This is a genomic window from Hymenobacter sp. BRD128, assembly GCF_013256625.1.
Taxonomy (GTDB): Bacteria; Bacteroidota; Bacteroidia; order Cytophagales; family Hymenobacteraceae; genus Hymenobacter.
On sequence record NZ_CP053908.1, the window covers coordinates 2334150 to 2360296 of the forward strand.

At 60.8% G+C, this 26147-nt stretch carries 38 protein-coding genes and 1 tRNA gene; 31 read left to right on the forward strand and 8 right to left on the reverse strand.

Annotated features, from left to right (window positions below):
• Positions 1-16 precede the first annotated feature (16 nt).
• Together GKZ68_RS10375 and GKZ68_RS10380 are read right to left on the reverse strand one after the other, a co-directional pair.
• Positions 17-1534, reverse strand: coding sequence for a hypothetical protein (locus GKZ68_RS10375; RefSeq protein WP_173114195.1), 1518 nt, complete (start codon positions 1532-1534; stop codon positions 17-19).
• On the reverse strand, positions 1518-2018 hold the full coding sequence (locus GKZ68_RS10380) for a hypothetical protein (RefSeq protein WP_173114198.1): 501 nt from the start codon (positions 2016-2018) through the stop codon (positions 1518-1520). The genes GKZ68_RS10375 and GKZ68_RS10380 overlap by 17 nt, the downstream gene beginning before the upstream one ends.
• 162 nt (positions 2019-2180) lie before the next feature.
• On the opposite strand from GKZ68_RS10380, the gene GKZ68_RS10385 reads away from it, so the two are divergent.
• The 27 genes from GKZ68_RS10385 to GKZ68_RS10510 all read left to right on the forward strand — a co-directional run bounded on the left by GKZ68_RS10385 (position 2181) and on the right by GKZ68_RS10510 (position 18746).
• Positions 2181-3278 (forward strand): ATP-dependent Clp protease proteolytic subunit, encoded by a 1098-nt coding sequence (locus tag GKZ68_RS10385; RefSeq protein WP_173114201.1) that lies wholly within the window; start codon positions 2181-2183, stop codon positions 3276-3278.
• A 28-nt stretch (positions 3279-3306) separates the two neighbouring features.
• Entirely contained in the window at positions 3307-4233 is a 927-nt protein-coding gene (locus tag GKZ68_RS10390) for a hypothetical protein (RefSeq protein WP_173114204.1), read from the forward strand.
• 112 nt (positions 4234-4345) lie between these two features.
• On the forward strand, positions 4346-4555 hold the full coding sequence (locus GKZ68_RS10395) for a hypothetical protein (RefSeq protein ID WP_173114207.1): 210 nt from the start codon (positions 4346-4348) through the stop codon (positions 4553-4555).
• Position 4556: 1 nt separating this feature from the next.
• Positions 4557-5024 carry a M15 family metallopeptidase gene (locus GKZ68_RS10400; protein WP_173114210.1) on the forward strand — a complete coding sequence of 156 codons (468 nt, stop codon included), beginning with the start codon at positions 4557-4559 and terminating at the stop codon, positions 5022-5024.
• 10 nt (positions 5025-5034) lie between these two features.
• On the forward strand, positions 5035-5331 hold the full coding sequence (locus GKZ68_RS10405) for a hypothetical protein (RefSeq protein WP_173114213.1): 297 nt from the start codon (positions 5035-5037) through the stop codon (positions 5329-5331).
• Positions 5332-5334: 3 nt separating this feature from the next.
• Entirely contained in the window at positions 5335-5691 is a 357-nt protein-coding gene (locus tag GKZ68_RS10410) for a hypothetical protein (protein WP_173114215.1), read from the forward strand.
• On the forward strand, positions 5615-6013 hold the full coding sequence (locus GKZ68_RS10415; RefSeq protein ID WP_173114218.1) for a hypothetical protein: 399 nt from the start codon (positions 5615-5617) through the stop codon (positions 6011-6013). Before GKZ68_RS10410 ends, GKZ68_RS10415 begins: the two co-directional genes overlap by 77 nt.
• A gap of 2 nt (positions 6014-6015) precedes the next feature.
• The gene (locus GKZ68_RS10420) at positions 6016-6261 is read left to right on the forward strand and encodes a hypothetical protein (protein WP_173114221.1); all 246 of its coding nucleotides are present in this window, start codon (positions 6016-6018) and stop codon (positions 6259-6261) included.
• A gap of 2 nt (positions 6262-6263) precedes the next feature.
• On the forward strand, positions 6264-7451 hold the full coding sequence (locus GKZ68_RS10425; RefSeq protein ID WP_173114224.1) for a DUF2586 family protein: 1188 nt from the start codon (positions 6264-6266) through the stop codon (positions 7449-7451).
• Between the two features lie 8 nt (positions 7452-7459).
• On the forward strand, positions 7460-7897 hold the full coding sequence (locus tag GKZ68_RS10430; protein ID WP_173114227.1) for a hypothetical protein: 438 nt from the start codon (positions 7460-7462) through the stop codon (positions 7895-7897).
• Position 7898: 1 nt separating this feature from the next.
• Entirely contained in the window at positions 7899-8222 is a 324-nt protein-coding gene (locus GKZ68_RS10435; protein WP_173114230.1) for a hypothetical protein, read from the forward strand.
• Between the two features lie 74 nt (positions 8223-8296).
• Positions 8297-8419 carry a hypothetical protein gene (locus GKZ68_RS22400; protein ID WP_302051988.1) on the forward strand — a complete coding sequence of 41 codons (123 nt, stop codon included), beginning with the start codon at positions 8297-8299 and terminating at the stop codon, positions 8417-8419.
• A gap of 47 nt (positions 8420-8466) precedes the next feature.
• Positions 8467-10119, forward strand: coding sequence for a hypothetical protein (locus GKZ68_RS10440; RefSeq protein ID WP_173114232.1), 1653 nt, complete (start codon positions 8467-8469; stop codon positions 10117-10119).
• Between the two features lie 2 nt (positions 10120-10121).
• Positions 10122-10826 (forward strand): DUF6046 domain-containing protein, encoded by a 705-nt coding sequence (locus tag GKZ68_RS10445; RefSeq protein ID WP_173114235.1) that lies wholly within the window; start codon positions 10122-10124, stop codon positions 10824-10826.
• Positions 10827-10871: 45 nt separating this feature from the next.
• Positions 10872-11900 carry a hypothetical protein gene (locus GKZ68_RS10450; RefSeq protein ID WP_173114239.1) on the forward strand — a complete coding sequence of 343 codons (1029 nt, stop codon included), beginning with the start codon at positions 10872-10874 and terminating at the stop codon, positions 11898-11900.
• On the forward strand, positions 11900-12343 hold the full coding sequence (locus tag GKZ68_RS10455) for a hypothetical protein (protein ID WP_173114242.1): 444 nt from the start codon (positions 11900-11902) through the stop codon (positions 12341-12343). The genes GKZ68_RS10450 and GKZ68_RS10455 overlap by 1 nt, the downstream gene beginning before the upstream one ends.
• A gap of 2 nt (positions 12344-12345) precedes the next feature.
• Positions 12346-12564 carry a hypothetical protein gene (locus tag GKZ68_RS10460; protein ID WP_173114245.1) on the forward strand — a complete coding sequence of 73 codons (219 nt, stop codon included), beginning with the start codon at positions 12346-12348 and terminating at the stop codon, positions 12562-12564.
• Between the two features lies 1 nt (position 12565).
• On the forward strand, positions 12566-12874 hold the full coding sequence (locus tag GKZ68_RS10465; protein ID WP_173114248.1) for a hypothetical protein: 309 nt from the start codon (positions 12566-12568) through the stop codon (positions 12872-12874).
• A complete protein-coding gene (locus tag GKZ68_RS10470) occupies positions 12871-13170 on the forward strand; it encodes a hypothetical protein (protein ID WP_173114251.1) in 300 nt (99 codons plus the stop codon). The genes GKZ68_RS10465 and GKZ68_RS10470 overlap by 4 nt, the downstream gene beginning before the upstream one ends.
• Positions 13171-13701 carry a hypothetical protein gene (locus tag GKZ68_RS21685; RefSeq protein ID WP_217275236.1) on the forward strand — a complete coding sequence of 177 codons (531 nt, stop codon included), beginning with the start codon at positions 13171-13173 and terminating at the stop codon, positions 13699-13701.
• Positions 13653-14264 carry a hypothetical protein gene (locus tag GKZ68_RS10480; RefSeq protein ID WP_173114254.1) on the forward strand — a complete coding sequence of 204 codons (612 nt, stop codon included), beginning with the start codon at positions 13653-13655 and terminating at the stop codon, positions 14262-14264. The genes GKZ68_RS21685 and GKZ68_RS10480 overlap by 49 nt, the downstream gene beginning before the upstream one ends.
• 18 nt (positions 14265-14282) lie before the next feature.
• A complete protein-coding gene (locus GKZ68_RS10485; protein ID WP_173114257.1) occupies positions 14283-15686 on the forward strand; it encodes a hypothetical protein in 1404 nt (467 codons plus the stop codon).
• Positions 15687-15701: 15 nt separating this feature from the next.
• A complete protein-coding gene (locus tag GKZ68_RS10490; RefSeq protein ID WP_173114260.1) occupies positions 15702-16106 on the forward strand; it encodes a hypothetical protein in 405 nt (134 codons plus the stop codon).
• Complete coding sequence (locus tag GKZ68_RS10495; RefSeq protein ID WP_173114263.1) at positions 16107-16934, forward strand: hypothetical protein; 828 nt, start codon at positions 16107-16109, stop codon at positions 16932-16934.
• The gene (locus GKZ68_RS10500) at positions 16927-17424 is read left to right on the forward strand and encodes a hypothetical protein (RefSeq protein ID WP_173114265.1); all 498 of its coding nucleotides are present in this window, start codon (positions 16927-16929) and stop codon (positions 17422-17424) included. Before GKZ68_RS10495 ends, GKZ68_RS10500 begins: the two co-directional genes overlap by 8 nt.
• On the forward strand, positions 17425-18261 hold the full coding sequence (locus GKZ68_RS10505; protein ID WP_173114267.1) for a hypothetical protein: 837 nt from the start codon (positions 17425-17427) through the stop codon (positions 18259-18261).
• A gap of 221 nt (positions 18262-18482) precedes the next feature.
• Positions 18483-18746, forward strand: a complete 264-nt coding sequence (locus GKZ68_RS10510) for a hypothetical protein (RefSeq protein ID WP_173114269.1) — start codon at positions 18483-18485, stop codon at positions 18744-18746.
• Between the two features lie 8 nt (positions 18747-18754).
• Here the strand turns inward: GKZ68_RS10510 and GKZ68_RS10515 are convergent, their stop codons facing one another.
• The 6 genes from GKZ68_RS10515 to GKZ68_RS10540 form a co-directional block, all read right to left on the reverse strand.
• Positions 18755-19003 carry a hypothetical protein gene (locus GKZ68_RS10515; protein ID WP_173114271.1) on the reverse strand — a complete coding sequence of 83 codons (249 nt, stop codon included), beginning with the start codon at positions 19001-19003 and terminating at the stop codon, positions 18755-18757.
• A 55-nt stretch (positions 19004-19058) separates the two neighbouring features.
• Entirely contained in the window at positions 19059-19277 is a 219-nt protein-coding gene (locus GKZ68_RS10520) for a hypothetical protein (RefSeq protein WP_173114273.1), read from the reverse strand.
• Positions 19278-19369: 92 nt separating this feature from the next.
• On the reverse strand, positions 19370-19858 hold the full coding sequence (locus GKZ68_RS10525; protein WP_173114275.1) for a hypothetical protein: 489 nt from the start codon (positions 19856-19858) through the stop codon (positions 19370-19372).
• Positions 19859-20821, reverse strand: coding sequence for a hypothetical protein (locus GKZ68_RS10530; RefSeq protein ID WP_173114277.1), 963 nt, complete (start codon positions 20819-20821; stop codon positions 19859-19861). It abuts the gene before it with no gap.
• Positions 20822-21309: 488 nt separating this feature from the next.
• On the reverse strand, positions 21310-22068 hold the full coding sequence (locus GKZ68_RS22060; RefSeq protein ID WP_173114279.1) for a CatB-related O-acetyltransferase: 759 nt from the start codon (positions 22066-22068) through the stop codon (positions 21310-21312).
• 364 nt (positions 22069-22432) lie between these two features.
• Positions 22433-22520 (reverse strand) — tRNA-Ser (locus tag GKZ68_RS10540).
• A 189-nt stretch (positions 22521-22709) separates the two neighbouring features.
• On the opposite strand from GKZ68_RS10540, the gene GKZ68_RS10545 reads away from it, so the two are divergent.
• From GKZ68_RS10545 to GKZ68_RS10555, 4 genes are all read left to right on the forward strand, one after another.
• Positions 22710-23708: a VWA domain-containing protein gene (locus GKZ68_RS10545; RefSeq protein WP_173114281.1), complete on the forward strand. Its 999-nt coding sequence runs from the start codon at positions 22710-22712 to the stop codon at positions 23706-23708.
• A 20-nt stretch (positions 23709-23728) separates the two neighbouring features.
• Positions 23729-24421, forward strand: a complete 693-nt coding sequence (locus GKZ68_RS10550; RefSeq protein ID WP_173114283.1) for a tetratricopeptide repeat protein — start codon at positions 23729-23731, stop codon at positions 24419-24421.
• Between the two features lie 178 nt (positions 24422-24599).
• Positions 24600-24728, forward strand: a complete 129-nt coding sequence (locus GKZ68_RS22405; RefSeq protein ID WP_302051989.1) for a hypothetical protein — start codon at positions 24600-24602, stop codon at positions 24726-24728.
• Positions 24729-24845: 117 nt separating this feature from the next.
• Entirely contained in the window at positions 24846-26027 is a 1182-nt protein-coding gene (locus tag GKZ68_RS10555) for an acetyl-CoA C-acyltransferase (RefSeq protein WP_173114285.1), read from the forward strand.
• Positions 26028-26147 lie beyond the last annotated feature (120 nt).

Sequence of the window (26147 nt, forward strand, 5' to 3'; positions counted from 1 at the left end):
GGCGCAGGGGCTCATGTCAGTAGGTGGCTTTGCTGGCGGATGGGAGAATAAGCGTAGGCAGCGGGGCGGCCTCCTTTTTGTGGAAGCGCTGCCACTGTTCCTTAAAAGCACTGGTGTAGAAGTAGTCGCAGGTGTCGGAGGTATGGCCGAACTTCTCGAAGGTGACCCCCGTGTTTTCGTCCTTTGTTGTTTCCTTGAGCTTGGTGCCGTCGGGCGCTTCTTTTAGGTAAATCAGGTCGCCGATGGTGTTCGTGCAGCCTTCATCGAAGAGGAATTCCAAGCCGTCCAGCTGGCGCTCCAACACGGCATTAATCCACTCCCCACGCACGGCCACGGGCGGCGCTTTGGTGGCCACCCGGCTCTGCGGCCGGAGCTTGGCCAGCGCCTTGAGAATGATGGAATAGTCATTGGTGCCTTCCTCACTCCGGGTGTCGCGCTTGTTGCCCGAGGGGTCGCCGTAGACGAATACGCCGCCCGCGTGCTGGCCAAAGCGTGACTTTAGAAAGGCCTCGCACACCTTGCCGGTGCTGTTGTTGGGGTTTTCCAGGCAGAACTCGGCCAGCTGTACGCTGCGCTTGCCAAAAATCTGGTGCACCGTGAGCGTGTTGTAGGGTATCACGTTCTGGTCGAAGCTCAGGTGCAGCGCCAGGTCGGGGTCGTAGAGGCCGGCAAACTTGCCGACGTGCTTGGCCCGGTCGAAGTGCTTGTAGAACTCGCCGCCGGCCCGCGCAAACGGGTCGCCGTATATCAGCATACCGTGCTTGTCCTTGCCGACGTTGGCGAATTGGTTATCGATGTAGTTGCTCGGCAGGTTGTGGCGGTTGAGGTGACTGGCGCTGATAGTCACCAGTTTATTGCCCACTTCCTTGCGGAAATATTGCGGGGGCAGGTAGATAGTGGCCTTGATTTCGGTCTGATACTGGTCGAGGCTGAACCACTCGTTAATCCACGGCACCTTGGCCGGCGAGGTGAAGATGTAGAGCGGATTGAAGGGCTCGGGCGTGGGCTCACCCACCAGCTCACCGGCCTCATTCACGTAGAGGCCCGGTTGGCGCAGACGGCCCACAATCACTTCCTTCACGGCCACCTCCTTCGTGTCCTTGGTTTCGTCGAGCATTGCCCAGCCGATTTCCATGCCATCGAGCGCCTTGTAGTTATCGAGCGAGCCGATGTAGACCACGGCGCCCCAGCTGAAGCTCATGATGTTGTTGTAGCTGTCGAACTCGTAGAAGGTGGTGAAGTGGGCTGGCGGCTGCTTGCCGACCACGAAGTGCCCGGTTTTCTTCTTTTCATCGTACTCGGTGACGCCAAATTCCTGCTTCCACACCTCCCGGATGCGGAACAGCGTGGAGCGGCTGAGCTGCGAGTAGGTGTTGGCCGCGATGAGCCCGCGCAGGCGGGGAAACTGCGAGAGATAGAGATAGGAGATGACGCCCGCCAGGTGGGTTTTACCGCTGCCCTGACCGGCCAGAAACAGGTTGACCTGCTTGCGGCTCTCCAAAATATCGCACTGAGGGTCAGAGAGCGTTATCATTCGGGGCCTGGTAGCGTTGAACTTGAATGATGGCGGGCGGCCCCGGATTCTTGATTTCGCCCGAGTGCTTCACCTCCTGCTTTTCGCTCAGCCCTTCCACGGTCTGAAGCCAGAGCTTGGCCGCGGCGGCGTCGGGCGGGTAGTGCTCGGTGTAAGGTATCTGCTCTACAACCGAAGCCATCCCTTTCCCCTGTGAGACTGCCAGAATCTTGACGGCCCGGTGCGAGTAGCCCACCGCCCGCGCGTGCAGGGCCAGCAGCACGTCGCCGGTGAGCTGCTGGTACACGTTGGCCTTACCCGAGCCCAGCGGAATGCGCTCGCGGTGGGCCTTCACGGTCTTATCGCTCAAGCCCGTGGCCGCCACCAGGTCCTGCACGGTGGGCGGCATCTTGTATTTTTTGAGGTGCGCCACCATCGCTTTGCGTACCAGCGCGCTATTGCGCAGGCGGTCTTCGCGCTCGGATTTGGTTTTGGGCGTTTTCATAGGCCCGAAGTTGCGGGCGGGCCCAAAAGGAGCCGAAATTCTTTTCCGTCATGCCGGAAAAAAGCGGCATGATGCCGGAAAAAAGCGGCATGACGGAAGTAAAATCCGGGGCCCGTTTGGCCAGGCGAGAAGTTTGGGCTAGCAATTCCGCTCGCCCCCGCAATGGCCCAACCCACGCTCCAGATTTACTCCGCCATCGGCGTCAACGCCCAGGACGGCACCGGCCTCTCGGCCGCGCAGTTCGGGGCGCAGCTGGCCCAGGCCGAGGCCACGGGCGAGAAGCGGGTAGCTGTGCGCATCAATAGCGGCGGGGGCAACTGGCAGGAAGGCCAGAGCATGTACGACCTGCTCAAAGCCTCGGCCCTCAAGGTCGATACCTACTGCGTGGGCCTGGTGGCCTCGGCCGCTACGCTGCCCTTCATGGCCGGCAACAAGCGCCTGATTGCCGCCCACGGCAAGCTCATGATTCACGAGTGCGCCAGCGTGGCCCAGGGCCAGGTGGCCGACCTCGAAAACGCCATTGCCCAGCAGAAGGCCATCAACGACAGCATGGCCCAGCTCTACGCCAGCGTGAGTGGGCAAACGGTCGAGAAGTGCGCCGAGCTGATGAAGGCTACCACCTACCTCGACTCCGAGCAGGCCGTGGCCCTGGGCTTCGCTACCGGCATCATGCCCGACACCCAGGCCACTCAGGCGCCGCCGGCCGACATGCCGGCGGCTTCGCTCCATTCTTACTACGCCACTATCCTCAGCGCCGCTGATATGAAGAACCTGTTGATTCCCATTTTCGCCGCGGCCGGTATGCTGACCGTGACGGCCAGCACGTCGGATGCCGACGTGGCCACCGCCGTGCAAGCCGCCTTCACCGAGAAGGACAAGGCTAAAAAAGAAGCCGACGAGGCCAAAGCTGCCCTGGCTACGGCTACCGCCGCGCTGGCCGCCGCTGAAAAGAAATGCGCCGACATGGAAGAGGAAGACGCCAAGGCGAAAGCCGAAGCCGCGACCGCTGCCGTCACGGCCCTGGTCAAGTCGGCTGTGAGCGCTGGCAAAATCACCGCCAGCATGGAAGCCACCTACACCACCCTGGCTACGGCCGACCTGGCCAGCACCAAGGCGGTGCTCGACGCTATGCCGGCGCGCAAGTCGATTGCCGGCACCATCACCAACGTGGAGGCCAGCGCCGATACGAAAGTGATTCCGCTGACGGCCGGCGGCGCAATGGCCGAAATCCAAGCGCGCCTGGCCGGCGCCACCATTTAATCACCTCTAATTCCTCCTCTCGGAAATCATGGCTGATACGCTTGTAATCCAAGACACCACCTACGCCGGCGAAGCTGCTGCGCAATTCGCCGTGAAGGCGGTGGTAGGCAACGAAATTGTGCAGGGTGGCCACGTCTACGTGCGCGACGGCATCAAAAAGGCGCTGACCATTCCCCGCATGGTGGTGGGCAACGTCATTCAGGACCGGAAGCCGACCCCGGATACGAGCCTGGGCACGATGACCGTGGATGGCCGCACGCTGGTGCCCGCCGACTACACCATCTACGCCGAGTTTAACCCGCGTGACTTCGAGCAGCACTGGTACGCCACCCAGCTGAACCCGACGCTGATTGACCGCCGCCTGCCGGTGACGATTGAGTCGGTGATTATCCAGGAGGTGCTCAAGCGCCACAACGAGTACCTGGGCCTGGCTATCCTGCAGGGCAACACGAGCCTGACCACCAACCTGAAGTACTTCAACGGCCTCATCACCCGCGCCAAGGCTGACGTGCTGGTACCGAAGGTGGCTTCGCCGGTAGCGCTTACTACCGTCAATATCGGCGACGCCCTTCAGAGCACACTCAACAGCATCTCGCGGGCTGTGCTTTACAATCCGGGCCTGAAGTTCTTCGTGAGCTACAAGACGGCCCAGATTTGGGAGCAATACCAGCGCAACACGCTCTACAAGGGCGTGGACATGACGGCCGCCGGCATCATGCGCTTCGCAGGCCGCACCATCGTGCCGCTCAACGGCATGCCCGACGACACCATCTTCCTGGCCATTGGCTCGGCCGACTCGAACTCGAACCTGTGGGTGGGCATGAACTCGACGGACGACAACACGCTCCAGCTCCAGCGCCTGCAGAATAACAGCGAATTGTACTTCGTGAAGATGCTCATGAAGGTGGACACCAACTACGGCTTCTCGGAAGAAACGGCGCTCTACGCGGTGTAACCTCTGCCAGCCAGCGTCGCCCGCGCGCAACCCGGCCGTCCTTCTTCGGGAGGACGGCCTTTGGCGGCACTGGACAATGCCTTTTTTGGGTACCTAACTAACAGTCAGCCTTATGGCCACTATCAACAACAAAGCGGGTATTCGGGAGACGTTCGCGGCTCGCAAAGACCTCAAGGAAGTACACATCCTGCCCTCAGGCGAGCACTACTTCGATAAGCTGCACGCCACCCACGCGCTGGGTGAAGGACAGGAACTGGTCACGCTCACCTCCGAGAGCGACGAGCTGAAGGAAGACGAGAAGCCCGCCAAGCCCGCTAAGTAAAATGACGGACTCGCAACGCTGCCTGGCGGCCTACGGTGACCCCAGCACGCCCGCTTTCGAAGCGAAATGGCTGGTGCGCCACCCACTGCCGGCGGCGGTGATTCCGCATTTCCCGCTCTATCAGGGCGCCACCAAGCCCACCGCCGTCTACATGCACAAGTTTGCCACGGCGGCGCTTGATGCGGTGCTGTTGGAGCTAGTGGCCACCGGGTTAATCAAGGAGCTGCACACCTATGCCGGCTGCCGGGAGGTGCGCCAAAAGCGCGGCATTGGTGAGTGGAGCATTCACAGCTGGGGCCTGGCACTCGACTTCGACGAGAAGACGGAAGTACTGGGGGGTGCCTGCCACTTCTCGGAGGCTTTCCTCAACGTCTGGCGCAAGCACGGCTGGGTATGTGGCGCGGATTTTATCGGCCGCAAAGACCCCATGCACTTTCAGTACACCAAGTATTTCCCGGCTATCGCCTAGCCCATGCGCAGTGAACGAGCAATTTATCATCGGCCTGGCGGCAACGATTATCCTGGGCCTGATTGGTAGCCTGCTCAAACGCAGCATTGACAGCCTCGACAAGAAACTCGATACCACCTGCAACGCAGTGGAGGCCATGAAGCTGGAAATGGTGGGCTATCAAAAGCTCACCGAGTATCTGAAAGCGGACGTGGAGAGTGGCAAGCAGGAAATCAGCACGTTGCGCAAGTCCTTCACCGAGATGGACAAACTCATTTACGCCAAAGGCTGGCAAACCGGCCACCCCGTTCCACCACCCCGCGACTAAGCCATGCTCCGCGACCTCTGGCAACACCACAAAGCCCCGCTGCTCTGCCTGCTTATCGGCGTGACCACCGGCTGGTTTCTGAGCTGGCACGGCTCGGAGCTGCCGACCATGAGCCACAAGCAGGAGCGGACTACCCGCGCCGACCAGACCCGCTCCTGGCGGGTGGCTACCCTCGACACCGCCCGCGCGGCCAAAGCCGACTCGGCCGCGCGCACCGCCTACGCCAGCGGCCAGGCAATGGCCCGCAATGCCCGCCAGTACCAACGTCTTACGACCCCGAACCATGCGCCGCTTCCTGCTAGCCCTCGCGCTGCCCTTACTGACAACCTTCAGCGCCTCCTCGCAGAATACGGCCACTAGGCCGGTCTGCATTCCTTCTGTACAGGCGGCCCGGATTGCCGATAGCCTGGCCGTGCTGCCCCTGGTGCGCCGGGAGGCCAGCGCCTGGCAGGGTAGCGCCAGCCAGTTTGCCCAGAGCGCCCGCACCTACCGCGCTGCTGACTCACTGCACTACCACGCCTTTCAGCAAGTGCGCGGCGCACTGCAGGACGAACGCCTGCTCACGGCCAACGAAACGGCCAAGATGGATACCTGGCGCCACCGCGCCCGCAAGCGCGGCCTGCTCAATTACCTGCTCACGGCCGCGCTGGGCGGCTCGTTCTACCTGCTTTTCAAGCCCTGATTATGAACCAGCTCTGGCAACGCCTCAAAGCCGATACGCCGCCCTTCTGGCGCAAAGTCCGCAACCTCTCGGCCTCCGCCCTCATCGTGGTGAGCGGCCTGCTGGGCGAGGCGGATAAAGTGGGCGAAGAACTTGCCCACTACCTGCGCTACGCCTTCGTGGCGCTCACCACGGTAGCCGGCACGGCGCAGCTGACGTGCCAGGATAAGAAGGACGATACCCCCACACCGCCTACTCCAACTGCGTAACTATGGCCCTGCCCGACATCCTCATTACCCGCGCCCAGGGTGGGCTCGGCCGCCAGCAGCCCACCAACGACGGTATCAGCGCCCTCATCACCCAGGGCGTAGCCGTGCCCGGCAAGCTGGCGCTTGATACGGACTACGAGCTGCGCAGCCTGCTGGCTGCCGAAGCCATTGGCATCCTGCCCACCGGCATCTTTGCCCTTACCCACGACCACCTCAGCGAGTACTTCCGCCTCTCCCCTGGGGCTGTGCTGATTGTGCGCGTGGTGGCCCAGAGCGTGCCGCTGGCCAGCATCCTCGACCACACCCAGGCGCACGCCAAATCGATGCTGGTGGCCGCTAACGGCCGCATCAAGCAGCTGGCCGTGTGCCTGAACCCGGCCGCCGGCTACGTGCCGGTTACCACCGCCGGCCTGGACGCCGACGTACTGGCCGCGATTCCGCTGGCCCAGGCGCTGGCCACCGAAGAGTTTACCCAGCACCGCCCGGTGCTGGTGGTGCTCGGGGCCTACTCGCTCAGCCACGACCCCGCCACCGCCCCCGACCTTACGGCGCTCGCCAGCGAGTACGTGGCCGTGGTGGCGGGCACCGACGCGGCCGAGCCCACCGAGCCGGCCATCGGTACGCTGCTCGGCGCCCTTTCGGCGGCTAGCGTGCATGAGAGCATCGCCTGGGTGCAGAAGTTCAACCTCACCAGTGGCGGCGCTTTCCTAAACGCCGGCCTGAGCAACGGTGCCACCGTGGCGCAGCTGCTGCCCGGCGATTTGGGCGCGTTTGCCGGCAAGGGCTTCATTGTCGTGCGTCAGCATGCCGGCCTCGACGGGTTCTACTTCTCCGACTCGCCCACGTGCACGGTAGTAAGCAGCGACTACGCCACCATCGAAAACGTGCGCACCGCCAACAAGGCCGCGCGCCTGGTGCGCACCGCCCTGCTGCCGAGCCTCAACGGCCCGCTGCCGGTTAATGCCGACGGCACCTTGCAGGCGCAGGTGATTGGCGAGCTCAGCGGCCGGGCCACGGCCACGCTCAGCGCGGGGCTCGCCCAGCCGGGCGAGGTGTCGGCGCTGAGCGTCTTCATCGACCCCACGCAGAACGTCATCAGCACCTCCAGGCTGGCCGTGGAGGTGCGCATTATCCCGGTCGGCGTAGCGCGGCAGATTACCGTGAACCTGGGCCTCACTACTAACATCTAAGCACCGACATGGCAGCTACGACTGATTTTAAGCCGCTCATCAACGGCCGCGCCTACGACTGGGCCAGCATTCGCTTCCAAGCCCTGGGCCAGACTATTGCCGGCACTACGGCTATCTCCTACGAAGACACCCAGGAGAAGGTCAACAACTTCGGCGCGGGCGTCAATCCCACCAGCCGGGGCCTGGGCAAGATAGAGAGCAAGGCCAGCGTGACGATGGAAATGAAGGAGCTGGAGCGCATTCAGGCCGCGCTACCAGCCGGCGGGCGCATTCAGGATATTCCGGCCTTTCCTATCGTCGTGAGCTACGTGAATCCCAGCAACATGCTGGTCACGCACACGCTGCACGACTGCGAATTCACCAATAACAAGCGCGAAATCAAGACCGGCGACACCAACATCGAGGTGGAGCTGGAGCTGATTATCTCGCACATTACCTGGAGCTAACATGCAAGTAGACCAAGCCCAACTCGACGCCTGGAAGGCCCAATACGGCGATATTTTCCAAATCAGTGTTGCCCTCAACGACTCAGACACCGCTACGGCCTATCTCAAGCCCGCTGACCGCAACGTAATGGCCGTGGCGCTCATGCGCGTAGCCAAAGACCAGATGCTGGAACCCGGCGAATTCATCCTGACCAACTGCTTTATCGGCGGGGATGAGCGGCTGAAGCTCACCACGGGCTTAGCGCAGACGCCCGCCCAAATCTCGGCGGCCCTGGCGGCCGTGGCGCTGGTCAAGACGCTGGAGGCCACGGTAAAAAACGCCTAGCGGCCCCGGTCATATCGGACAAGGCCGATGCCGACTTCGATATCCCGAAAATGGCCGCCATGATTAGCTACTTTTTGCATATTCCCGACCCCGAAAACCTCAGCGATGAGCAGTTCGGGGCAAAGTTTCAACAAGCCGACTGGCTGCGCCGCAACCCGCAGGCGCGGGGCATCAGCCACACCCGACTCCTTGCCTAATCCACACCGTCCTGGCCCCCTGGGGCGGTGTGTTGCTTTTCTACCCTATGTCTACGGCTATCAACTTCGTTTTGCGATTAGAGGACCTGCTGGGTCCGAAGGTCGCCGCGGCCATTCGGGAGGTGCAGAAGCTGGGCCAGCAGGTCGAGAAGCCGCACAAGATGAACGTTGATACCAGCGCTGCCAAAAGTGGCTTGCAGGGTATCAAATCGCTGCTCGGTGGGCTGGGGCTCGCCTTCGGCGCCTTCGAGGCCTTCAATTTTCTCAAGGATTCGGTTACTAAATTCAACGAGGCCGACCAGGCCGGGGCACAGTTTGAGGCCACGCTTAAATCCACCAAGGGCGCGGTGGGCCTGACTAAGGAAGAGCTGCTGGGCCTGAGCACGGCGCTGATGGGCAAGAGCCTCTTCGACGATGACGCCATCACCCAGGCGCAAAGCGTACTGCTCACCTTTACCAACATCAAGGGCAGCGTCTACAAGGATGCACTGCCGGCTATTACCGACCTGGCCACCAAGATGGGTGGCGACCTGCAGGGCGCCACGGTGCAGGTAGGCAAAGCGCTGAATGACCCGATTAAGGGCATCACCGCTTTGCAGCGCGTAGGTGTCAGCTTTTCGGAAAGCCAGAAAGCCACCATTAAGAACCTGGTGCTTACCGGCCACACGGTCGAAGCGCAGGGCATGATTCTAAAGGAGCTAGGCACTGAGTTCGGGGGCTCCGCCGAAGCGGCCAGCAAAGCCGGTACCGGGGGCTGGACGGTGCTCAAGAATAAATTCGACAACATCCGCGAGAGCATCGGCGGGCTGCTCAGCCAGGGCGCGGGCTCCGGGCTGCCGATTCTGAACACCCTCGTAGACCAGGGCCAGAAGGCCGTGGACTGGATTGGCGCCCACCTCGACGGGGTTAAGGAGGCCTTTCGGCCACTGAAAGAAGCGCTGCAGCCGCTACTCGACACCTTTCAAGACCTGTGGGCACAGCAGTACGGCAATGGGGAGGCGGGCGACGTGCTGGCTACGGTCTTCAACCGCATCGGCACGGCCGTGCGCCTCATCTCGCCGGTTATCAAGATTGCCGCTACGCTACTGGGTAAGGTCTGGGAAGAGGGGCAGCACGTGGTCAACGTGCTCACCAAGTTCTGGGAGAGCAGCCCGCGCCTGAAGAAGTTCTTTTCTGGGTTCTACGAAGGAGCACTAGCCACGTTCAAGGGCATCGCCGAAGCCGTGGGCAAGTACCTGGGCGGGGTCGGTGATTTTATCGAGGGCATTTTCACCGGCGACTTTTCCAAGATTAAGGACGGGCTGAAGCAAACGCTCAGCGCCATTGCCGACACCCAGCACGTGGGCGAAAAGGCGGCGGATGGCTTCGTGAAAGGCTACAAAAAGGGCTTCGACAAAACCGACTTGTTTGCCGTGAAAGGCAGCGTGGCAGTGGAGAACAGCGCCAGCAAATTCATGGCCGGCGATAAGCCCGGGGCTAGCCACGCGCAGGCCATGACGGCCGACGCCAGCAAGGGCGCAGTGGGCGGCAGCGTGGGCGGCTCGAAGGTGACCAACATCACGCTGCGCATCGACACGCTCATGCGCGAAGTGAAGCTCAGCGGCACCACGATGGGCGAGAGCGTGCAGGATTTGGCACAGAAAATCCGTGATACCGTCGTCGCAGAATTACTTGATGTGAATACTCTGACCAGCAATTAACCATGTCCTATGCCCTATCCCCTGAGCTTGCCGTCGACAGCCTGAAAGGGCGCGGGCTGGCCGTGGGCACTGACCGGGCCAGCGCCGGACTCGGTGGCTCGCCAGGAATTCCGATAGACTTACGGGCCTTAACCGCCGAGGCCTTCGGCTACTCGGGTCTGCGCCGCTTCCAGGTGCCAGCGGGCCAGGGTCAGCAGGGCAACGGCGGCTTCTACGCCACCCAGGCCGGGCAGCTGGCCACCACGGCCCCAACCAACATGTTCGGGCTGCCGGTCTTCCTGCAGGTCAATTTCCACGCGGCCACTAACCCCGTGACTTTGGACCTAGCAAACGGGCTAGCCCTGCTCGACCCGATTGTGACGGTGGAGGCGCCGATGAATGTCATCAAAACGCCGATTCAGGGCCGCAAGGGCACGGTGAAAGAGTACATCAGCCAGGGCGATTACGGCGTGACGATTCGCGCCATCCTGGCCACCGATGTGCACGCGGCCGACCGCTTTGCCTATCCGCTGCCCTTGGTGCAAAAGCTGCGGGCGCTGTGTGAGCTGGGGGTAGCGCTGCCAGTGTCTGGCTTTTTGCTCGATACCTACGGCATCAAAAACCTGGTCGTCGAGAACGTGCGCTACGAGGCCTTGCCGGGCTTTGTGAACCTGCAAGCCTACGAGCTGCAATGCGTGAGTGACGACCCGATTGAACTGGCATTTTAGGTATAAGAATCTTGGATTGCTGCCCGCTGCGGGCCTGCTTGCATCATGTTTACGCTGTCCTGCTTGCTGACCATCGGCTCGTTACCAGCGCTGAATTTCTGCCACGAAATCAGCATCGAAAGCGCGTGGGCGAAGTTCACCGACACGGCCGTCATCACCTTGCCGCGCAAGGTGAAAGTGGTAGGCTCGGGTCAGCTGCCTGACCTGATTTCGGTAGGGGACGCGGTGACTATTCAATACGGCTACGATGGCCAGCTGCGCACTGAGTTTACCGGCTACGTGTCGGAATTAAAGCCCGGCACGCCATTCCAGGTTAAGTGCGAAGACCAAATGTGGGCGCTCAAACGCCTGGCGCTGCCGAGCAAATCCTGGCGCTCGGTGACGCTGCATGAGCTACTGGTCTACATCCGCGACCAGTCAGGCCTGAGCTTCGACATCCGCGAGCTAGGCGGGCTCACGGTGGGCAAGTACCAGATTAACCAAGCCACCGGCGCGCAGGTCTTCGACGACCTGAAAAAGCGCTTTGGGCTGAACTGTTTTTTTCGGCAAGGGGTACTGGTCGCTGGCCAGCCTTACGACGCGGCCACCGCCACCACGCACCGCTACGGCTTTCGGCAAAACATCATCGACAGCGATTTAGCCTATACCCAGGCCACTGACGTGGCGCTGCACTTTCGCGCCACCAGCACCGACCCAAGTACTGGCAAGAAAATTCAGGTTGACGCCTCGGGCGTGGTAAAGACCAAGAAAGCCAAGGGCGACACGACAGCCCTGGTAACGGCCCTGAGCGCCGGCCTGGCCAAGGGCGAGCTGCGCACGCTCATCGGCCCGCCCGGGCTGACGGCTAGCCAACTACTAGCCTGGGTGCAGCAGGAGGCCGCCCGCCTGCAGTTCGACGGCTACCGGGGCGGGCTCACCTCGTTTGGGGTACCGCTGGCTGAGCACGGCGATATCGCCACCATCAGCGACCCCGACTACCCCGAGCGGGCCGGGGCCTACTACATCGACGCGGTCACTAAAACCTTCGGGGTGAATGGCAGCCGCCGCAAACTCAAACTCGGACCCAAAGCCTGATGCGTGACGAATTAGCCCGTTTTGTAGATAGCCGCATCCCGGTGCAAGTCATTGGCGGCACGGTCGTGCGCGTGGACCAAACGCGCGCCGTGTGCGACGTGCAGCCCGCCGACGACCACGCGCCGGAATTGCTCGACGTGCAGCTGCGGGCGGTAGACGATGGCAGCTCCAAGGGCTTCGTGCTCTGGCCGGTAGTAGGCTCGCTCGTGTTGGTAGGCCTCGTCGAAAACGACCCCAACCACTGCGTAGTGCTGCAAACCAGTCGGGTCGAGGCTTTCACGCTGGCCAGCCAGACTGATAGCCTGGCCGCGCTGCTGGCCGACCTCTTGGCGGCCATCGAGCATCTCACCGTCACCACGGCCGTCGGACCCAGCGGCCCGCCCATTAACCTGCCTGCTTTTCAACAACTGGCCCAGCGGGCCGCCACGCTTTTCCGCTCCTAGTTATGCTCGATACCATCGCCGCCGAAAAGGCTGTTTTCGACCTACTCACCGACCAGGCCACGCGCACGGACCACTATGTGAAAGCTCGCCAGGATTTTGCGCATGAGTTGGTGGCAGTCATGGCCGACCTCATCCGCTCGGGCACGGTCACCGGTACCGTGACGACCACGGGCTCAGCTACCACCCAAACCGGCCCGCTCACGGGCGGCAAAATCGCTTAGCATGCTGGCCACCGACCTGCTACTTACCACAAACTATGACCTGGCCTTCACCGAGGCCGGCGACCTGGCCGTGGGCGCGAGCGATGCCCAGCACATCAGTCTGCTGCTGCTCACCAGCCAAGGTGAGTGGCGGGCCGACCCGCTGGTGGGCGTGGGCCTGCGCCAGTACCAAAGTGGGCCGCTGGGCCCGGCTGAAACGGCCGCCTTGCAGCGCGAGGTGGCCGTGCAGCTGGAGCGCGACGGCTACCAGGTGCTGGAAAATGACTTATCCAATCTGGCTGCGGCCAAGCTAAACGCCGTGCGCTTATGAGCCAGACCCTTGTAACCGCCGGCCAGTCGCTCGTCGATGTAGCCCTGCAGGAGCTGGGCAGCGTGGAAACGCTCTTCGACCTGGCCGATGCGCAAGGGCTGGCCATCACCGACCTGCTTACCCCTGGCCAGGTGTTGACCGTGCCCGCTTCGGTGGCTAGCCAACCGGGCATCGTGACCTACTTCAGCCAGCGCACCCAGCGCATCAACACGGGCGATGAGGCGGTACCCGTGCCGCCGCTTAATGCGCAGCGCTATTTCTCCAACCTGTTTTTCAGCCCCGACACCTACGCCTAAATGGGACAATTAGCGATTGATATTCACGACGCGGCCACCGTTATCCCGCCCGCGCCCGTCACCGACCCGGCCCAACTCTTAACCGGTCCGCAGCTGCTGGCCATCTTCGCCAGGGTGGAAGCGGCCGTGGCCGCCCTGGAGCTACGCGCCGCGGGCAGCGAGATTCACAGCGGAGCCGGCGCACCCGGCAACCTGTTCGGCAACGACCTCGACTTGTACGTGAACACCACCAACGGCGACCTCTACGGGAAGGACGCAGGCGCGTGGAGCTTCCTACTCAACCTGCGCGGGCCGCAAGGGCTGCCGGGTAAGGATGGGGCCACGGGTGCCACTGGGGCCACGGGGGCCACGGGTGCTAAAGGGGCCACGGGTGCCGCTGGCCAGAACGGCAGCAACGGCAGCAATGGGGTGGATGGCAACCGCATTACGGCTCCGGCCGCCGCGCCCGCCCCAGCGACGGCAGAGTCGGCGACCTGGCTATCGTGGCCACGACGGGCGACCTGCAGGAGAAAACCAGCACGGGCTGGGTGACACGCGGCAACCTGAAAGGGCCCGCTGGCAAGGACGGGGCCAACGGTACCGGGGGCGGCAGTAGTCCCTACACGCTACCCGTCGCCTCGGCACTGGCCCTGGGGGGCGTCAAGAGCGCGGGCGCGGGGCTAGTGGGCAACGTGGTAGTGAACGCCGATGGGTCGATGAGTGCGCCCAGCGGCGGGGGCGGGTCGGCCAGCTTCCCGGCGCAGAGTGCGGCCACGAATGGCCAGTACCTGCAAAGCACCGGCGTTGCTGGTGCGGAGGCCTGGGCGGGCATGAAAATCGGCTACGTGCTGCGCTTTCTTAATGCTGACATGCAGGAACCGCTGCGGTTTTTTCGCGCGACCACGCTCTACCGCATGGAGGTGGATGCCGGCATTGCCACGCTGAGCTATGCCATCAACGGGGCGGCCAGCACGCCGGTGCCGCTCGTCAGTAATGTGTGGACGGGCAGCCTACAGATTCCAGCCAAGGCCAGCGTGGTGTGGAGCATTACTTATAATACGAATTACAACGAAGGCAATGTTGAATTGCTCGGCTACGAACTCTCAACCCCTTAAGCACTCAGCTCCTATACAATGGCTCATAATTTTCGGATAGCCACTACCGGCACCGGCGTATATCTCTCAAAGGCTGGGGACGATGCCAACAGCGGTACTGCCGACGCCCCGATTAAGACGCTCAGCCGGCTGGCCACGTTCAATCAGACCGGCAGCGCTACCAGCGTAATTGGGACCGGCACTTACGTGCTGCCCAGCGATTGGAACGGGCGCTTTGGGACGTTTTTCGCGGATGGCATTGTGAAAATCCTTGGTGACACGCAAACCACGGCGCAGCTCATTGCCGCCAACGGGTCCTACGTGCACAACGTCATTTTCGATAAGTTTGCCGGGTTTGGGTTTCGACCCAATCCCTACGACGGCGATTGTCAGTATTTCGCCTGCATTTTCAAAGTGCTACCCGATTTTGCGGGGCAGGTCAATAGCAGCGCGACTTCTAACACCTCGTTTTTCGACTGTATTCTTTACGGCGTCAACGCCGACCTAGGCAAAAGCAACTTCAGCCGCTGCCTCTTCATCAATTGCACCATCACGGTCAGCTCCGTAAGTGATTCCTACATTGATAGCACCAGCGCCATCGCCGCGCAAAGCGCCAGCAACAACAACGTAGACCCGGGCTGCAACACAGCGGCGGGCCGGGGCCTCAATGTGGCGGGGGCGGGGTGGAGTCTCACCAGCCCCAGCGGCATTCACGCCCTGCCGCTGTTCAACTCGCTGGTAAAAGAGGATTACACCTTGCGGGCATCATCTCCCCACATCCTCACTGGCATCGGCCCGGCGCAGTACCGCTACGCCAACAGTTTTTACGTGGAATACACGGGTAGCGCGGCGGATACGGCCAGCCTGGCTAATACGCACCTGCGCGCCACTGGCACGAACGTAGTAGTGCCGCTGCTCGACATCACCACCGGCAGTGAGGCGCTAGAGGTGAATAGCCAGGGCGGCCTGGTGCTGCAAGCCACCACGACGAGCGACGGCATGGCCAGCTTGACCACGGGCCGCATCCCGTTTGCGGACGTGGCCGACGAGATGACCGTAATGCTGCTGAAGGCGGGCCTGAATTTCGACACCAGCTACCCGGCGCTGGAAAGTCAGTTCAATTTTAACCAACCGGAAATATTTAACAACAACGTGCCCGACTTCAGCAACTACGCGCCGGGCACGGCGGGCCGCAATCCCAACCGCCTGAGCTACCGGATGCGGTGGAGCACCAAGCTCAATCCCAATGCCGACCTGGCGAATGTGAGCGACTGGATTACGGGCACGAAGTTCATTGAATTCGAGTGGAACCAGAAGCCTCTATGGAACCCGGCTACCGGGGTGGGCAATGGGGAGGCCGGTTATGACCCCGCCACGGGGGTACCCATCCAATGCACCTACTACCAGCTTGCCATCAGCCTGCGCAATAACTACTACCACTAATACCAGCTACCACCAATGGCCTTCGATAAAGAAAGCGTGCCCGGTTTTTTCGGCTGGGCACCCCAGGGGCGGCGCGTGGTGGCCGACACGGCGGGCCTGTTCGGCTGGTCGGCCGGGCGGGCCACGAACCTGCTCATCACCTTTCAGGCGCCCGCCGGGGCTAGCGCGGTGCGCCAGCCCCTGACGCTGAAGCTGGAATATGCCGGCAATACCGTCCTAATTTCCTACGACCCGAATTTTCCGCGCCTCGAACGTCAGGTGCCGGCCAATACGCCCATTACCCTTTCGACCAGCAGTACCTATTACCAGCCCACCAGTGACACGTTCCAGATTGGGACGAACCAGGTACTGAGCCGCGTCATTCAACTTGATTTCGGTGCACCCTCCGTGGCCACCATCCTGCAAAAACACTACTACTAAATGGCCCGCACCTTCGCAGCAATCACGGCGGAACTCGATACCGCCAAAGCGGGCTTCCCAGCCCTGGCCCCGCTCAATTCGCCTAGCGCCACCAGTATCTGGGGGCTGCTGCGCTTCATCGTGGCCACGGCAGCCCAGACGCTGGAAACGCTCTGGGACCGCCACACGGCCGAAGTGGATGCCATCGTGGCACGGGCGGCAGTCGGTACGCCCGGCTGGTATGCCGACCGGGCGAAAGAGTTTCAGAAAGACGATGGCAGCCTGGCCGTGCAACCGTCCGGCGCGATTGGCTACGCCACCAACAACCCAGCGGCCCGCATCATCACCCAGGCCACGGCCAAGGAGAATAGTACGACCGGCAAGCTCTTCATCAAGGTAGCCAAGGCGGGCGCGGTGGCGGGTGCGCTCGCCCCGCTCTCAGCCCCTGAGCTGGTGGAGGTGAAAGGCTATTTTGATAGGATACGGTTTGCGGGCACCCGCCTGGAAGTGGTGAGCCGCGACGCCGACCGACTTCAGGTGAGCGGCACCGTGTACTACGACCCGCTCTTGGATGTGCCGACCGTACAAGCTGCCGTGCTGAAAGCGGCTCAGGCGTACCTGGCCAGCCTCGACTTTGATGGCCAGGTGTACGTGAGCCGCCTCACCGACTACCTGCAAGCCGTGCCCGGCGTGAAGGACGTGGCCCCGCTGCATCTGGCCGCACGCGTGGGCACGGCCGCCCCGCTGGCTTTTGACCGCCTTTACGAAACGCAGGCGGGCTACATTATTTTGGAAGACACGCCGGGCGCGGGTTTGCTCAACACCCTTCAATTCGTGCCCAATGCCTAACGTGCCCCGCTACCGGGTAGATTTTGCGCGCCTGGCGCTGCTGCTGCTGCCCTCCCTGCTCAGGCGGCCCCGGCTGCTGGCGCTGTGCCAGTGGCTACTTACTCCAGTGGCCACCCTCTACGCCCGATTTATAAGCTACGAAGCCTACGTGCGCCGCGAGCTGAGCTACAACAGCCAGGTCCTGCTGTTTGAAGAGGCGCTGAACGACCACTACGATGCGGCCGTGCGGCGCATCTACATCACGAACACCGATGTGGAGCTGCAACCCGTCTACGTCAACTTCGTGGCCGAAAACCAGCCAAATCCAGCGCTGTATTTCGTGGCCGAAAATCAGCCACCCGTCTACCTTTTCAACTGGGTGGAGTTCAGCCAGCAGGCCGATTTCATTGTGCACGCCCCGGCCATTCTTAGGCCCAAAGCCAGCCAGTTGCACGCGGCTATCAAGCGCCTCAAACTGGCCAATAAACACTACCTCTTAGTCTTTTTCTAAATGAACACGCTGCAACTCGAAACCGGCGGGCGGCCGGTCGCCAACGATGATTTTCAAACGCTTCAGGACATCCATCAAGTGCTGAGCCTACCGGCGCTATTGGCCTCGGTTGGCCCCTGCGTGGTGAGCGGGTGCCGCGTGTACCAGACAGGCAGCCAGTACAACGTGGGCGCGGGCGTGGTGTGGGACGGGGCCAATTTGCTCGACTTCACGGGCCGCAGCAACGTGAGTTTGCCGGCCATGTTTGCGCCTGGCGCCGTGGTGGTGGTAGATGAGCGGGCCTATCAGACGGGCGGCACCAAAACCGCTATCAAAGGCCAGACGATGGATTTAGTGCCGTTACTAGCTGGGGCGCCGAACCTGGTTGTTAACACCTATGGCGCACTCACGTTGTGGCATCGCATACAGGAAAAAACACGTGGTAAATTCGAGATTCAAACATTAGGCAGCGCGGCTTACGTGTCCGCCAACTACGACCATGACGGCCTGGGACTACCAGGCACCGAAGCCTGGGGCTGGGCGCTGGCCAACGGCCTGCATAACACCGATGACCTGCAGGGCCGCACCGTAGCCGGCCTGGACCCGGCCAACGCAGATTATGCCCTAGGCGCAGCAGGCGGGCAAAATTCAATCACTTTAACTACGGCCAATTTACCAGCAAACCCGCCTAATACACCCGTGTTTTTAGCCTACACCGGCAATCCTAACGGTATGAACATCGTGCCTAGTGGTAACAATGGCTGGGAGGGGCGCCAAACCCCGGCTGGCAATGGCACGCCTATAGATACTCGGATGCCATACAGGGCGCTGCTGGTGCGCCAGTGGGTAGGATTCTAGGCAACTTACCTTAAAAGGTAAGCCCCGTCCCTACTGGCCGGGGCTTTTCTTTGCACCATGTACACTGCTGCCCGCCTACGTCGTGCCCAGCGCCGCAATCGCCTGCTACTCTACGCTGCCGTAGGCCTACTAACATTGGCCGTGAATCGGTGCGTAGCCTGGCACGCCAACCCGTCAAAGCCAGTATCCGAGCCCCTGGCCAGCTAGTATATTCTTAGGGCATGACCTTCTACGCCTTCCGCCTGCTCTCGCCCGTGGTGCAGCTCTACTGGGTGCTCAAGCACGGCACCTTCCTGGCCCAGCGCTGGGAAGCCGACGATGAGGGCGTCAACCTCTACTACTGCGCCGACGAGGGCCGCGGCTTCTTTGTCGAGGTCGGCGTGGACTATGGTCAGGAGCAGCCGGTGGTACTCCGGAGCTTTGTGAGTAGCGTGCCGCTGGAGGATTACAGCTACTACGTGCGACTACCGGAGTTGGGAACTTAGCCCAGCGACTACAAGCCTCGCCGACGCCGGCGTGCAGGCATGTCCTCTTCGCGGGTCAAGGCCGGGTGCAGTTGGTGCTCGTAGTAGCAATCCCAGTGACCGTCGTCAATACGGTACACGGGCGCCTCGTGGGGCTGGCTGATGATATTGGGGACTACTTGCTTGCCGCGCCAAATGACACGCTGCATGGGCGCGCCCTGGGCCAATTTCACGAAGCTGCCGATGACGTACTTAAAGAAGGGTTGTGGGCGACGCATGGGCGGCATAAAGAAGCCTCCTGGTAGATGGGGCTTCTATACAAAAAGAAAAGCGCTAGTCATAGCCGCATTCGATGCCGATTGCTTCCGCCTGCGCACGAAGTTCAGCGGCTACCCGGTCGGGCAATTCCAGCATGACCGGTCGCTTTGCCAGCACCCGTTGGACCACTACCCGGGCCCTAGCTACCCCTAAGGCTGCGAGCTTACAAAGTAGTAGCGTAAATACCTCTTGGTGAGCACACACTTGCCAGCTGTAAAAGGTCAGCTTTTTCATTTTGTAAAGAAACGTTGTGCGGACGAAGTAGCCAGAGGAGTGGGCATGAAAAAGCCCCGCTGGTGGGCGAGGCTATATTTAATCGACTCGCCTCACTTTTTAAAATCTATTTCGACTACTCTAAAAAGAATATACAGGCAACGAGTAATTGAAAGTATGATTTCTATCAGTCCTACAACACTTAGTAGGCTAATCCAACGGAGAGGCAAATTAGCGCCAAAAATCATCCCTAAATACAGAACAAGAGTACAGATGACCAAACCAATTATAGCTCCCTTGAATACACCTACAATATCACGATAAGCAGGACCATTAAAAATTATTTCCATTCCGCTCATCGATTCCATTATTCCTTTTGAAGCCACATTTGCCCTGAATGTGACAATAATTGTCAAGGCAGCCAGAATAAATCCAGCCAAAGAAACCGCAGTGCCCGCAAGACTGGAAATAACACTCCCTCTTTCGAAAGAACTCAACGGTAAACGACCTGCCCAAAAGTGCAGCACTCCTACTATCACAATGGAAATAGCAATATCACACTTAAGTGAATGGCGCAAATAGGAGTCTAGAATTCTATTCATCTAAATTAGTCGCTTGCGCTCTAACTCTGCTACCATTTTTTGGAAGATATCAGTTGAAATTAGTACACGTGAGCGGGGCCGCTTTTGTACCCTTATTCTACTCTTTATCTTATCTTCCAACAAGTCAAACTCATCTAGGTTCCCATTTTTATCCCTATCTTCTGCCTTAACTCGAAATACCTTAAACGCATCCATCTTGGTGGGATTTCGCGTGAATGCCCGCACTATCGAATCTACTACTTCACGCGCACTCGCTGTGGCGGTTTTACTTCTATAATCAAGCTTGGGTTTAAGTGTAATCATCTCAGAATCAAACAGTTCATTAGCTGCGGCTAATGTAGTCGCTAGTCCTTGATTCATAGTAGCAACCTGCTGAACATTCTCACGAAATACTCGAACATCCATCTCTGAGATTCGCCCCATACGGCGCTCAATCTGCCGAAGCGTATCGGCTGAAATAATCCTATTTACTACAACGGCTAATAGCCCAGCTTGGCGGCCTATGTGTTCAAGATAGAACCGCAAGTCTGCTGCCTTTGGACCTACATCATTATATTCCAGTGCAAGGTGCTTTACTCGGTCGCGGTAAGCAATGACAAAATGAGATGTTTCTAGTATTCCTTCGTCCTCCTCCGCTTCTATCTCCCTTGCAGTATCATCACTGAAATTACCAAGCTCTGGAAACAAGTCTGTTCGAATAGAACAAAGCTTCCCGTGAATCTGCTTAGATACTGGCTCAAAATGGACATCCTTAACGAAATATCGTCGGCCAGCTGATAGCCAATGTCTGTTTGGATTTAGCTGCTGCGAGAGATTAACGGCGAGATGGAATAGGCCTACAAAGTAGGTCTCTTGCTGTGCTGGCGTATCATCACTGAAGCTAAAGTGAATATCGTAGTAGTGGATGGTTCGGTCTGCGTACTCTTGCTGAATCGGCACTACTGGCGCTGCTGGTGCATTCATTATTGAGAGATACAAAAAAGCCCGTGCGCTTGGCAGAGCGCAACGGGCTTATCCTCCAGCCGCGATTCGGCTAGTGGTGAAGTCGAAAGCTGCGTCTGCCAACGCGCACCTATGAAAGGTTCTCAAATATACACGGACTCAGTAATATTGCCCTATGCTCACCCACCACCGCCACCTTTACCTCACCCGCTGGCCTCGCCGCCTCGCCTTCGCCCTGGCCATCGCGCTGCTACTGGCTACTATCTGGCGCGGCTGGCGCGCGCTACATCCGGTCCCAGTAGTTGCGCCGAGTGGAGTACTTACATAATAAACAAGCCCCGGCCGTGTGGCTGGGGCTTGTTTATTTAATACTGCTTGACCCCATTTGAAGCGGCGACCTCCCTTGCGGGTGCTCTTAGTCCGAGGCGTGAATTAAATCACTATCTAGCCTATCTGAGCTACGTAACAGTATTGACAACGCAAATGCACGCTCTTACAGCCTAATAAGTTCACCTCGCTTGCTTCCAGCGCTGCAGCGCTTCCACGTCACCTGTTTGGAAGATGGGGGCCGCTGCTTGCAGGTCTGCCTCTGACCAGTGCCACCACTGTAGCTGTTCTAGGATAGCAATCTGAGCTTCACTAAAGCGCTTGCGGATTGTCTGTGCGGGCACCCCACCCACAATGGCGTACGGTGCAACGTCCTTTGTCACGACAGCGCCGGCCGCAATGATGGCCCCGTTGCCGATGGTCACGCCACTTTTGAGGAAGACATTCGCGCCAATCCACACATCGTGGCCGATGTATGTATGCGGGTGTCCGTGGTAAACATCTTTTTCAGCGAAGCTAATTCCTACTACTGGGTAGCGCATATAAAAGGCCGGACTCGTACTAAGCAGGTGGGTTGGATGATTGCCGCTGCCAGTAGACAGTCCGTTTGCAATAGAGCAGAAGTTACCAATGGTAGTATCTCGTATTATGTTATTTGCGCCCGTATAAGAGTATTTTCCTATCGTAGAGCGCTCCAGAAGGGACTCTTCCCCCAGGTAGGCATGACGCTCCAACGCGCTATTCTTCACTATTGAGCCTGTCCTGATAACTGCAAAAGCTGCCGCCGATGATTTTTCAACAATACTGGTCGGTTCGAAAGCAGTGGCCAAAGAAGGTTCGGCTGCGATGAGTTTGGCCTGGGTATTTGCTTGCTGATAAGTAGTTACCAACAGTCTTTTTAATTTACCACCTAGCAATCTGGCGAACCGAATTATACTCATAATAATTACCACTGTCAGCGCCCTAAAAGAGAGCTATTAGTTGAAGTATTTACGCATTCCGCGCATTACGCCAATTGGCCATGTCACAAGCGCATAAAGCAGTATAACTAAGATAGGCTGCTTGCCCGCTTTCTGAAGCCCTAGTTGTTCCAGCAGTTGGGGCTTCTTTATTTCCGAAACCACTTCTCAAACTGCGCACTGCTCACCACCAGCGGCCCTGCGCCCGGGCTCACGTGCGCATGCTAGCCTGCTAGATTCCACGACAAACGTGCGGGTTTTCGATGGTCATTTAAGCCTTGATTGGGTGCAAAAATGGGTGCAAAAATTAAAAAAGGCCTCTAGTAGAGTACTAGAGGCCTTTTAGCGGAGAAGGGGGGATTCGAACCCCCGGTAACCTTTAGAGCTACGGCAGTTTAGCAAACTACTGGTTTCAGCCACTCACCCACTTCTCCGTACGGGTGGCTTGCCAAGACCTCGCCGGCCTTAGCGGCTGCAAATATACAGGGCGGGCCCGAATAGTTCTTAATCTTTCCCGAACTTTATTGCTTTCGTTGACGCAACTCTCTGCTAAGGAACGCGGTGGATTCAGCCTTAGCCAGCCACGCTCTAGTTTTGCGGGCTCTCGGCCTTCCTTTGCGCGCATGTTGACCTGGGCTTATCCTGATTTTTGGGCCGCTGCCGCCGGGCTGGCACTGGTGCTGCTACTGCTCGTCCTTTACACAGGACGCACAGCGCGGCTCGGGCGGCGGCTGGGGCTGGGCGTGGGCCGGCTAGCCTGGAAGCTGCCGCTGCGGCTGGTGGCTGGGGCGCTGCTGCTCATAGCCTGGCTCGGGCCGGCCCTGGGGGTGCGCCAGCAAGCAGTGCGCAGCAGCGGCCAGGATGTGTGGCTGCTGGTGGATGTGTCGCGCTCGATGGATGCCGCCGACGTGGCGCCCACCCGCCTGCTACGCACCCAGGCAGCCCTCAACGAAGTGGTAGCTGCTTTTCCGGCCGACCGGCTGGGGCTCATCGTGTTTGGCTCGCAGGCCTACGTGCAGTGCCCTTTAACGTATGACCAGGCTTCCTTGCAGCTGTTCTTGAATACCCTGAGTACCCGGCTCACCGCGCCAGGCCCCACTACCCTACGGGCGCCGCTCGACTTGCTGCTGGCCCGGCTAGGGTCGGCCGCGCCCGCTAGCCCCACCGGCCCGGCCCCGCCGCGCACCGTGGCCGCCGTGCTGGCCAGCGATGGCGAAGACTTTGGCGAAAACCTAGAACCGGTGCTGCAGACGCTGGGGCGCACCGGGGCGCGCGTGTATACCGTGGGCGTGGGCACAGCGGCGGGGGGGCCGGTGCCCGCGCCCGGGGGCCGCACCGGGCTGCGCGACGCCCAGGGCCGCCCCGTAGTGAGCCGCCTGCGCGAAGCACCACTGCTGCAAATAGCCGCCCGAACCGGGGGGCAGTACGTAGCCCTCAACGACCGCGAAAACGGCTTGGCTAGCCTGCTGACCAGCTTGCGTAACCTTCCCCCCGCCACCGTGGCCACTGCCCGCACCGTGGCCGTGGCCGATAACCGCTATCGCTATCCACTAGGTATTGCCCTAGCTTTATTACTGATTGACAGCTTGATAACGGTGCGCGTGCTGCGCCTGGAACTATGAAAAGCTGGCTCATTCTATTTGTGTTACTAAGCACCGGCTTGCCAGGTTGGCGCTGGCTAACGCAGGTGCGCGAGCACAATGCGGCCCAGGCGCGGGCCCAGGCGGCCCTGGCCGGCGGCCACGCGCCCGAGGCAGTGTATTACTACCAGCAGGCGGTGGCCCTGGCTGGCCGCCGGGGCCCTGGCGCTGCGCTGCTGCTCAACCTGGGGCAGGCGCAGCAGCGGGCCGGGCAGGGCAGCGCCGCCCGCGCTACCTATTCCCGGCTGCTGGCCCCTACGGTACCGGCTGGTATCAGCAGCGCGGCCCGGCAGCAGCTAGCGGGGCTACTGACCCAGCAAGGCCAGGTAGCGCAGGCGGCCGCGCTGCTGCGCCAAGCCCTCAAGCTGAACCCGGCCAATACCACGGCCCGCTACAATTACGAGTTACTGAGCCAGTACCTGGCTGGTCAGCAGCCCGACAACCCAGGCTTGCCCGCTGATGCGCCGCCTCCGCCCCCGCAACGCGACCTAGCCCCCGGCGCGACTCAACGGCCCGGCAAAAAAATGGCGCGGCCCCTGCGCCGGCCGAAAAGGCGGGCACCACGCGCCCCGGCCCAGCCCCCAGCCCGACGCCCGCGCCGCCTGGGGGCCCCAGCGGCCCCCGCTACCCAACGCCACCGGGCAGCCCGACCGCCACCAGCCTACTCCCGGCACGGGCAACAGTGCCAGCGGTAGCTTTCGGCCCGGCCAGGGCGAGCGCCGGCCTTTACCCAGCGGCCCGGCATCCGGCACCCAGCGGGGCCTCGATGCCAGCGGCGCCGGCGCCCCGGCCGGCCAGGGTCGCCGTCCCGGCACCGAGGCAGCCACCAATACCGACCTGCAGCTCCAAACCCAGCGCGAGCGCCTCAAGGCCATGAACCTGACGCCCGCCCAGGCCCAGCAGGTGCTCGAAGCCCTGCGCGAGAGCGAGCAGCAGTATTTGCAGCAGCGGCCCCGGCCGCGCCAGGGCGCGGCGCCCGCGCCCGGCCAGCCCACCTGGTAAACTGACTACTCCGGCCGCCGTACTTTTGAGGATACGAACGAAGGTTTGTTAGTGCCCTGGGCTAGCCAGTTGGCAGCGGCCTCTTACCCGATTTTCACCCTCCCACCCTCCCCTTACATGCAAGTAAAAGAAGTAGTTATCGTAGCGGCCGTGCGCACGCCCATCGGCTCATTTGGCGGGGCACTGGCCTCGCTCTCGGCCACCGAGCTGGGCGCCATTGCCCTGAAAGGTGCCCTCGACAAAGCCGGCGTGGCCCCCGAGCTGGTCGAACAGGTAATTATGGGCAACGTAATTTCGGCCAACCTCGGCCAGGCGCCCGCCCGCCAGGCGGCCAAGAAGGCCGGCCTGCCCGACACCGTGGAGTGCACTACCGTGAACAAGGTGTGCGCCTCGGGCTCGAAGGCCATTATGTATGCGGCCCAGGCCATTATGCTGGGCCAGGCCGAGGTTATTCTGGCCGGCGGCATGGAGAGCATGAGCAATGTGCCCTACTACCTCGACAAGGCCCGCTTTGGCGCCAAGTACGGCAATGGCCAGATGATTGACGGCCTCGTGCGCGACGGCCTCTGGGACCCCTACCACGACTACGCTATGGGCAACGCCGCCGATGCCACGGCCCAGCACTACGGCATCACCCGCGAGGAGCAGGACGCCTTTGCCCGCCAGAGCTACGAGCGCAGCGCCGCCGCCGCCCAGGCCGGTAAAAAGAAGGAAGAGCTTGTGCCCGTGACCATTACGGTGCGCGGCAAGGAAACCGTGGTGAGCGACGACGAGGAGTACACCAAGGTGCAGTTTGAGAAGATGGCCAGCCTCAAGCCGGCCTTCACCAAGGAAGGCACCGTGACGGCGGCCAACGCCTCGACCCTCAACGACGGTGCCGCCGCCGTGCTGCTGATGAGCCGCGAAAAGGCCGACGCGCTGGGCATCAAGCCGCTGGCCCGCATCCGGGGTTTTGCCGACGCCGAGCAGGCGCCGGAGTGGTTCACCACCACGCCCTCGCTAGCCATCCCAAAGGCGCTGAAGAACGCCGGCCTGGAGGCGAAGGATGTTGATTTTTACGAGATTAACGAGGCTTTCTCGGTCGTTTCGCTGGCCAACAACAAGCTCCTCAATCTCGAAGGCAGCAAGGTAAACGTGTACGGCGGGGCTGTGAGCCTGGGCCACCCGCTAGGGGCCTCGGGCGCGCGCATCGTGACCACGCTGCTGAGTGTGCTGGACCAGGAAGGGGGCAAAATCGGCGTGACGGGCATCTGCAACGGCGGCGGCGGGGCCAGCTCCATCGTGCTCGAAAAGCTGTAAGCGCGCGGTTTGGCAAGGTTAAAAACGGTTTCGCAAGGGTTGGGCTCCGACTTCACGTCTGGCCTGAACCTTGCGAAACCTTTTTTAACCTTGCGCACCTTTGCGCTAAAAAAGACGCGA

Coding starts and splice junctions, on each gene's coding strand:
- GKZ68_RS10515 (WP_173114271.1), bottom strand. CDS start 19,003: ATGCGTCGCCCACAACCCTTCTTTAAGTACGTCATCGGCAGCTTCGTG.
- GKZ68_RS10520 (WP_173114273.1), bottom strand. CDS start 19,277: ATGAAAAAGCTGACCTTTTACAGCTGGCAAGTGTGTGCTCACCAAGAG.
- GKZ68_RS10385 (WP_173114201.1), top strand. CDS start 2,181: ATGGCCCAACCCACGCTCCAGATTTACTCCGCCATCGGCGTCAACGCC.
- GKZ68_RS10555 (WP_173114285.1), top strand. CDS start 24,846: ATGCAAGTAAAAGAAGTAGTTATCGTAGCGGCCGTGCGCACGCCCATC.
- GKZ68_RS10530 (WP_173114277.1), bottom strand. CDS start 20,821: ATGAATGCACCAGCAGCGCCAGTAGTGCCGATTCAGCAAGAGTACGCA.
- GKZ68_RS10375 (WP_173114195.1), bottom strand. CDS start 1,534: ATGATAACGCTCTCTGACCCTCAGTGCGATATTTTGGAGAGCCGCAAG.
- GKZ68_RS10470 (WP_173114251.1), top strand. CDS start 12,871: ATGAGCCAGACCCTTGTAACCGCCGGCCAGTCGCTCGTCGATGTAGCC.
- GKZ68_RS10380 (WP_173114198.1), bottom strand. CDS start 2,018: ATGAAAACGCCCAAAACCAAATCCGAGCGCGAAGACCGCCTGCGCAAT.
- GKZ68_RS10415 (WP_173114218.1), top strand. CDS start 5,615: ATGCGCCGCTTCCTGCTAGCCCTCGCGCTGCCCTTACTGACAACCTTC.
- GKZ68_RS10395 (WP_173114207.1), top strand. CDS start 4,346: ATGGCCACTATCAACAACAAAGCGGGTATTCGGGAGACGTTCGCGGCT.
- GKZ68_RS10440 (WP_173114232.1), top strand. CDS start 8,467: ATGTCTACGGCTATCAACTTCGTTTTGCGATTAGAGGACCTGCTGGGT.
- GKZ68_RS10400 (WP_173114210.1), top strand. CDS start 4,557: ATGACGGACTCGCAACGCTGCCTGGCGGCCTACGGTGACCCCAGCACG.
- GKZ68_RS10490 (WP_173114260.1), top strand. CDS start 15,702: ATGGCCTTCGATAAAGAAAGCGTGCCCGGTTTTTTCGGCTGGGCACCC.
- GKZ68_RS10495 (WP_173114263.1), top strand. CDS start 16,107: ATGGCCCGCACCTTCGCAGCAATCACGGCGGAACTCGATACCGCCAAA.
- GKZ68_RS10545 (WP_173114281.1), top strand. CDS start 22,710: ATGTTGACCTGGGCTTATCCTGATTTTTGGGCCGCTGCCGCCGGGCTG.
- GKZ68_RS10505 (WP_173114267.1), top strand. CDS start 17,425: ATGAACACGCTGCAACTCGAAACCGGCGGGCGGCCGGTCGCCAACGAT.
- GKZ68_RS10525 (WP_173114275.1), bottom strand. CDS start 19,858: ATGAATAGAATTCTAGACTCCTATTTGCGCCATTCACTTAAGTGTGAT.
- GKZ68_RS10455 (WP_173114242.1), top strand. CDS start 11,900: ATGCGTGACGAATTAGCCCGTTTTGTAGATAGCCGCATCCCGGTGCAA.
- GKZ68_RS22060 (WP_173114279.1), bottom strand. CDS start 22,068: ATGAGTATAATTCGGTTCGCCAGATTGCTAGGTGGTAAATTAAAAAGA.
- GKZ68_RS10445 (WP_173114235.1), top strand. CDS start 10,122: ATGTCCTATGCCCTATCCCCTGAGCTTGCCGTCGACAGCCTGAAAGGG.
- GKZ68_RS10425 (WP_173114224.1), top strand. CDS start 6,264: ATGGCCCTGCCCGACATCCTCATTACCCGCGCCCAGGGTGGGCTCGGC.
- GKZ68_RS10450 (WP_173114239.1), top strand. CDS start 10,872: ATGTTTACGCTGTCCTGCTTGCTGACCATCGGCTCGTTACCAGCGCTG.
- GKZ68_RS10500 (WP_173114265.1), top strand. CDS start 16,927: ATGCCTAACGTGCCCCGCTACCGGGTAGATTTTGCGCGCCTGGCGCTG.
- GKZ68_RS10435 (WP_173114230.1), top strand. CDS start 7,899: ATGCAAGTAGACCAAGCCCAACTCGACGCCTGGAAGGCCCAATACGGC.
- GKZ68_RS22405 (WP_302051989.1), top strand. CDS start 24,600: ATGAACCTGACGCCCGCCCAGGCCCAGCAGGTGCTCGAAGCCCTGCGC.
- GKZ68_RS10420 (WP_173114221.1), top strand. CDS start 6,016: ATGAACCAGCTCTGGCAACGCCTCAAAGCCGATACGCCGCCCTTCTGG.
- GKZ68_RS10460 (WP_173114245.1), top strand. CDS start 12,346: ATGCTCGATACCATCGCCGCCGAAAAGGCTGTTTTCGACCTACTCACC.
- GKZ68_RS10390 (WP_173114204.1), top strand. CDS start 3,307: ATGGCTGATACGCTTGTAATCCAAGACACCACCTACGCCGGCGAAGCT.
- GKZ68_RS10465 (WP_173114248.1), top strand. CDS start 12,566: ATGCTGGCCACCGACCTGCTACTTACCACAAACTATGACCTGGCCTTC.
- GKZ68_RS10430 (WP_173114227.1), top strand. CDS start 7,460: ATGGCAGCTACGACTGATTTTAAGCCGCTCATCAACGGCCGCGCCTAC.
- GKZ68_RS10410 (WP_173114215.1), top strand. CDS start 5,335: ATGCTCCGCGACCTCTGGCAACACCACAAAGCCCCGCTGCTCTGCCTG.
- GKZ68_RS10510 (WP_173114269.1), top strand. CDS start 18,483: ATGACCTTCTACGCCTTCCGCCTGCTCTCGCCCGTGGTGCAGCTCTAC.
- GKZ68_RS21685 (WP_217275236.1), top strand. CDS start 13,171: ATGGGACAATTAGCGATTGATATTCACGACGCGGCCACCGTTATCCCG.
- GKZ68_RS10485 (WP_173114257.1), top strand. CDS start 14,283: ATGGCTCATAATTTTCGGATAGCCACTACCGGCACCGGCGTATATCTC.